This window comes from Picosynechococcus sp. PCC 11901 (assembly GCF_005577135.1).
Lineage (GTDB): Bacteria > Cyanobacteriota > Cyanobacteriia > Cyanobacteriales > MRBY01 > MRBY01.
On the sequence record NZ_CP040356.1, the window covers coordinates 1 to 5,942 of the forward strand.

A 5,942-nucleotide genomic window follows, 5' to 3' on the forward strand; every position below is an offset into this window, starting at 1 on the left:
CTTAGGGGCCACAGCGTAAGGTAAAAACTGACGCGGATTTGCGACGTCAATCCGCATTGCTAGAGAGCCAGGAGGCGTTTTTGGTTCCTTTAGACAGAGTTTTTGGGCACATTGTATTTTGGATAATTTTCTTCTAACTGAATAAGGTCTTCTTCCCTCTTGTTGTTGGTTTGTTTACAGGCGGGGACGTGGTTGTTGATTTTACATTCTCTCTTGGTAATGAGCAGTTGGAGTAGCGACGTTTTTTGTTTTTTTTTTCTGTTTTTATTTTGAATTTCGATTGTTTTTTTTTTTTTTTTTTTTAACTTTGTTTTTGCTCGATCGCCAGCCTTGCTGTTTCTTCTCTTTTTTTTTTTAATNANGNNTNNANNANNGAGATCTANACTNTTTCCNTANANNANGNNCTNNNGNNNNCTACGAGCCTGCTNCTNATAAAGGNTATAGTACCTGCCCCGCATGGCCATAAGTTCACTATGAGTACCTTGTTCCGCCACATAACCTTCGTGCATCAAGACAATAACATCTGCATCTTTAATCGTATCTAAGCGATGCGTAATGAAAAAAACTGTCGTATCATTAAACGCTTCTTTCAGGTTATTACAGACTTCCCGTTCTGTTAAATAATCCAAAGCACTTGTGGCTTCATCTAGTACTAAAATTCGGGGTCGTTGTAAAACCGAGCGGGCGATCGCAATCCGTTGTTTTTGCCCCCCTGATAGGGTGGCTCCCCGTTCCCCCACCTGGGTGTTATATCCATTCGGCAAGGATTCCATAATAAAATCATGGGCCGACGCCACCCGGGCCGCCGCTTCAATTTCCTCCGGTTCCGCCTCCGGATTGGTCAAGGCAATATTCTCCTGAATGGTTCCTTCAAACAAAAGGGTTTCCTGAGGCACAACCCCCACCTGCCGCCGCAATGAATACAACTCCACTTTATTCACGTCGTAACCATCGATGAGAATCCGACCCGATTCTGGTTCATAGAGTCGTGAGAGCAATTTAGTCAGGGTACTCTTGCCTGCACCACTCTGGCCCACAATGGCGACAAATGTCCCTGCCGGGAAATGCAGGTTTACATTGTTTAGGTTGAGGGGGCCATGTTTTTTAAAGCGGAAACTGATATTTTCGTAGGTGACGGCCCCTTTAATTTGCGGCATCGGCATATTTTCGCGATCCGCTTCCCCTTCCTGGGGATGATCGACGATATCCGCCAAGCGCTCTAGGGAGATGGAGGTATCCTGGAAATTTTGCCAGAGTTGGGTTAAACGCAGAATTGGCGAGGTGACATACCCTGCAATGATCCGAAAGGCGATTAATTGTCCGAGGGTGAGCACTTCTGGCCCCTGCAAAACCAGAGAGGTACCGTACCAGAGCACCAACAACCCCGACAGTTTATTAAGGAAATTGCTAATTGAACTGGAGGCCGTTGAGGTGATCACCGTGTTAAATCCAGCGGAGACATACCGGGCATATTTCTCCTGCCATTTCCAGCGAGATCTCAGTTCAATGTTCTGGGCCTTAACGGTTTGTACGCCAGTCATCACCTCCACGAGATAGGATTGGCTCTCGGCATTTTTCTCGGCCCGATCCCGCAATTGATAGCGGATAATGGGGGAAAAGATTAACGTTGCGACGATAAAGATGGGGATGACGCTGAGGGCGACGGCAGCTAGTTTGCCGTGATAGTAGAACATCACAAGGATATACACCACGGAAAAAATGGCATCGAGCACCACCGTCAGGGCTGTACCCGTTAAGAATTGCCGAATTTTTTCGAGTTCTCCTACCGGGTTGAGATTTCTCCCACGGGGCGTTTTTCAAAGTATTGCAGGGGAGACGGAACAAGTGATCGATGATCTCCGAACCGAGATTCATGTCAATCCGGTTGGTGGTATCGACAAATAAGTAGGTTCTGAGGCTACTGAGGACAGCTTCAAAGATCGCGAGAATCAGCAGCAAAGCACCATAGATCTGCAGGGTATCGCTACTTTGCTGCACGATGACTTTATCAATGATCTGCTGAATAATCAGGGGATTGGCCAGGGCAAATAATTGCACCAGGAATGAAGCTACTAATACTTCAATGAGAATCCATCTATATTTTTTGAGGGAAGGAATAAACCAACTGAGGCCAAACCTTTCTTCGGGGCATATTTACTTTTTTGAAGGAGAAGGACATCAACGCCGGTTTGTTCGTCTCCCCAGCCTGAAATAAAATCCTGGGGGAACGTTTCACTAGACCGAGGGCCGGGGCACCAATGGTGATTTCTTTGTCGCTCACCTGGTAGATGACGGCCAGTTCGTCGCGCCATTTTACTAGTAGGGGCGTTGTTAATCGAGTGATGGCTTGGGGGGGATTTTCACCAGATGGGCATTGAGCCCATCAACTCGACAATGGCACCGCAACTGGGTAGGGACAGTTGGCCGTAACGGCTAAGCTGCTCTTTGAGGATTCGTCGGATACTGTCTCCCTGAAGCGCATTTTGTAGTGTTTCGCCAACATTTGCAGGCAGGCGATCGCCACTTCCTCTTCTTTTGTTCCTTTGATAAATGGGTAATGGCGAGTTTCTGTGTCTGCTTCTGGAGGTAAGTCTAAAACTTCGACGGGGCATAGGGAATCTCTTCTGCTTCGATTTCGGAGACTTCAGCCTTTTCCCTGGGTTTGCTCGAAGGGATCCGGCCATGTTTTGGGTTCTGCTCCTGACGCTTCTGGGATGGCTGTTACTGCTGCTGAGGAGGCCCATATTGCAGTGGGAAATCCAACTAACCGGGCGGCTTGATTGCCTTTGATGACAACGGTTGCAGCCGATATTAATGGGAGACGTCCCCGGGGCGGATATCCTTCTAAGAGTCCACCACTGCTCACAAACCAGATCCGCTCTGATTCTTTGAGGGGTCTGATGGCTGGATTGTCCTCGCCATAAATCCCTGGAGCCAACTCGTATACTATGGCGGTTTCACTGGCCTGTTGCGCCATGTCCTTTACATTCCGCCTGATTTTTGCCTGGTGGGCAAAATCCTGGACAGGAGTTCAAAGGCTTCTGTTAGGCTGCAACTTTCTTTGAAGGTCTTTTTCAGGGGCGCTGATTCCTCCAGTAAAGTCAAAAATTCTGTGTTTGTCAGACTTAGGCAGATTGTTTCGGTGGAGGCGATCGCCGTTTCACAGGCCATTCCCCTGACGGCGTTAACGGCACCCATGACGCCACCCTTGCCCTTAGGGCCAGGCTGATTGGCTGTTTAGTCTGGGGGTCTTTCCCAAGACTCGCACTTGTCCTTGATAGACGACTGAGATTTGATTTGATTGCTTCCCTGTTCCAGGATCGACTGTCCCATTCGATAACGGAATGGAGTCACCTGGTGGCTCAATTTTGCCCTGATTGCTTCAGATAATTGATTAAAAGGGGGAGTTGTGGCAAAGAATTCTTCGTAATCCCTAACTTCCATGGACAAATAATAATCGTTTTTGATCGTTAATAATTGATTTTTAGTCCTGGTAGGACTCAATCACCAGTTTCTCTTGGATAGCTTCCCTCAACCATTTTTCAAATTGTACGTTAATCAGTCGTTGCCGCATAGCTTCGTCCAGCTTGGCGGGCAACATTTTCTCAAGGCGCAACACAGCATACCATTCCCAATTTTGATAGGGGGGTTCACCATCCCTGGCTTGGCACTTTTTAAGACCGCTACAATCTGCGGGTGCGGAATACCTAGTTCGACAGGGCCACTAATCCCCCGTTTGGGCTTCTGGCCTTGGGAATATTGCTTTGCCAGCTCCCTAAATGTTGAACCATCATCTAAAATCCGGAAATATAGTTCTGGGCCATATTTCCNTCTTTGGTTCGCAGTAATGAATAGGTCACTTGATCTAATTGATGCTTTCGCTCAACAAAGTAAGCTTCTAGATTACTGCCCCATGTCACCTGTTTGAATTTTTCTATTTTTAAGGGACGGGTTGCCACCGCCACCATTTCTGCTTCGTCTAATCCATTTCTTGCCAGCCAGTTTTTTAACTCCGCTTCGCTCTGAATTCCCTGCTTCTGCATCCATTGATTGACTGTTATTTGAATTTCCGTTTCATTAACATCTAAGTTCCCCGTTTCTTCCATGGCTTGGTCTAGGATGATTTCTGCTGCCAATCTTGGCCATAGTCCATATTTCGTCAGTAATTTTGTTACTTCTACTGGGCCTAATTCTTGGCCTCCAATAGCAACCTGAATCGTCATTTTTTCTGCTGGTCCCTATCGTCTTCTAAAACTATCTCCATACAATATCAACTTAGGGGCTTTAGAGCCCATTTATAAAGTAAATATTTAGGTGGTCAAACGTCTAAACATTAAGCGGGTCCTCAGTACAGGACAAAAACTTGAAAAGGATAGAGGGAGAGGGTTTGATAGGAATTAGAAGATAACCAAGCAAACCTCATGAGTCAGATTAGCGAAATTCGCGACCAATTGCGACCCCATATTGGATGGCATGGAGCCAGACTCTCCTTCGTTGCGATGTTCCTGATAGCATTATTCCGGGCGAAAACCGTCAATCTCGCCGAACTCGCCACAGTCTGGGGAGGTGACGCCACTGAGGAGTCCAATTACAAGCGCATGCAGCGATTCTTCAAGTCCTTTGAGGTCAACCTGGATAAAATCGCCCAGATGGTGATGAATATCGCGGCTATCCCGCAACCTTGGGTCCTGAGTATTGACCGCACCAACTGGTCATTCGGAACAACGGATTTCAATATCTTGATGCTGGGTGTTGTCCATGAAGGCATCGGTTATCCACTGATGTGGACAATGCTGGAGAAGAAGAAGGGCAACAGCAACAGTACAGAGCGCATGGATTTGTTCGAGCGTTTTGAAATCTTATTCCCGATGCGGAAATTGCCTATCTTACAGGGGACCGAGAGTTTATTGGTAAGAGACCATTTATAAAGTAAATCTTTAGGAAACTAGCCGACGCAACATCAGACGACTCATGGAAGCATAAATCCCTGCCTCCGACACTTCTGATAATTGCTCATAGTCTTTACTAAGGCGACGATAATAATTCAACCAACCAAATGTACGTTCAACAATCCAACGCTTCGGGAGTACCATGAATTCTTTACTGTTTCTACTAATCACTTCCACCTTGGCTTGCACCATTAACCAGAGACTTAAGGCAAAGCGTCCTCCTCGATATCCAGCATCTACCCACATCAACCGCAATCGCTTCAACATCTGCTGTTGCTGCTCCCTTAGCTCCATCACTGCAGCAAGGGCAAAGGTTCGTTCTGAGCTATTTCCCTCGGAGACTATCACTTTGTAAAGTAACCCTAAACTGTCGACTAGCAAGTTTCTCCGTCTTCCTTTGACCTGTTTCCCGCCATCGAAGCCATAGACATCGCCCTTTTTTCTGTCGTCTTGACCGATTGGCTATCGGCAATCAGGACGCTAGGTTCTGGGGTTTTCCCCACTGCTTGACGGCAGCGAGTCCGCAAAGCATGGTTGATGTTTTCCCAAACTCCCTGCNTCTGCCATTTGCGATAGTAGTAGTACACCGTGGAGGAGGGAGGAAAGTCCTTGGGCAGATAGGCCCATTGACAACCGGTTTTGAGGAGATAGAAAATCCCATTGCAGACCTGTCGCATATCAGTAGTACGTGGATGACCGCCGGACTTTGGAGCAGGAATCAAGGGTTCTAGTAAAGCCCATTCTGCATCGGTCAGGTCACTGGGGTAAGAAGCTTGAGACATTGGTGCTATTCTCCTGTGTCGTTACGCTTATGCTTGACCTTAACGACTTCACGGGCAAAAATCCTGTTCTCTTTATCTTTACTTTATAAACACCCTCTTACTGCGACTTTTCTGATAACAATTCTAACGCCTGCCCCCACAGCCCCAAAGCAACCCTTAAGGTAAAAGAAGAAGCCAGCGTTTTGTCATCAACGACAATCCCCCTATGAAC

3 protein-coding genes and 2 pseudogenes are annotated in these 5,942 nt (G+C 47.0%); 1 reads left to right on the top strand and 4 read right to left on the bottom strand.

The features are described from left to right. Positions 1-422: 422 nt before the first annotated feature. The 3 genes and pseudogenes from FEK30_RS00005 to FEK30_RS16925 form a co-directional block, all read right to left on the bottom strand. A pseudogene (locus FEK30_RS00005) lies at positions 423-2,596 on the bottom strand (peptidase domain-containing ABC transporter); the annotation flags it as partial. Positions 2,597-2,644: 48 nt separating this feature from the next. Beyond that, entirely contained in the window at positions 2,645-2,977 is a 333-nt protein-coding gene (locus tag FEK30_RS16835) for a hypothetical protein (RefSeq protein WP_181445646.1), read from the bottom strand. A 581-nt stretch (positions 2,978-3,558) separates the two neighbouring features. Next, entirely contained in the window at positions 3,559-3,870 is a 312-nt protein-coding gene (locus tag FEK30_RS16925) for a peptidylprolyl isomerase (RefSeq protein WP_315862692.1), read from the bottom strand. Between the two features lie 551 nt (positions 3,871-4,421). Between FEK30_RS16925 and FEK30_RS00015 the strand changes: the two are divergent. After that, a pseudogene (locus FEK30_RS00015) lies at positions 4,422-4,915 on the top strand (transposase family protein); the annotation flags it as partial. A gap of 22 nt (positions 4,916-4,937) precedes the next feature. Here the strand turns inward: FEK30_RS00015 and FEK30_RS00020 are convergent. Then, positions 4,938-5,731, bottom strand: a protein-coding gene (locus tag FEK30_RS00020) for an IS5 family transposase (protein WP_138070974.1) whose coding sequence is annotated in 2 segments (ribosomal slippage) — positions 4,938-5,398 and positions 5,398-5,731 — 795 coding nt in all. Because the reading frame shifts where the segments join, the coding sequence is not laid out codon by codon here. Between the last annotated feature and the right edge of the window lie 211 nt (positions 5,732-5,942).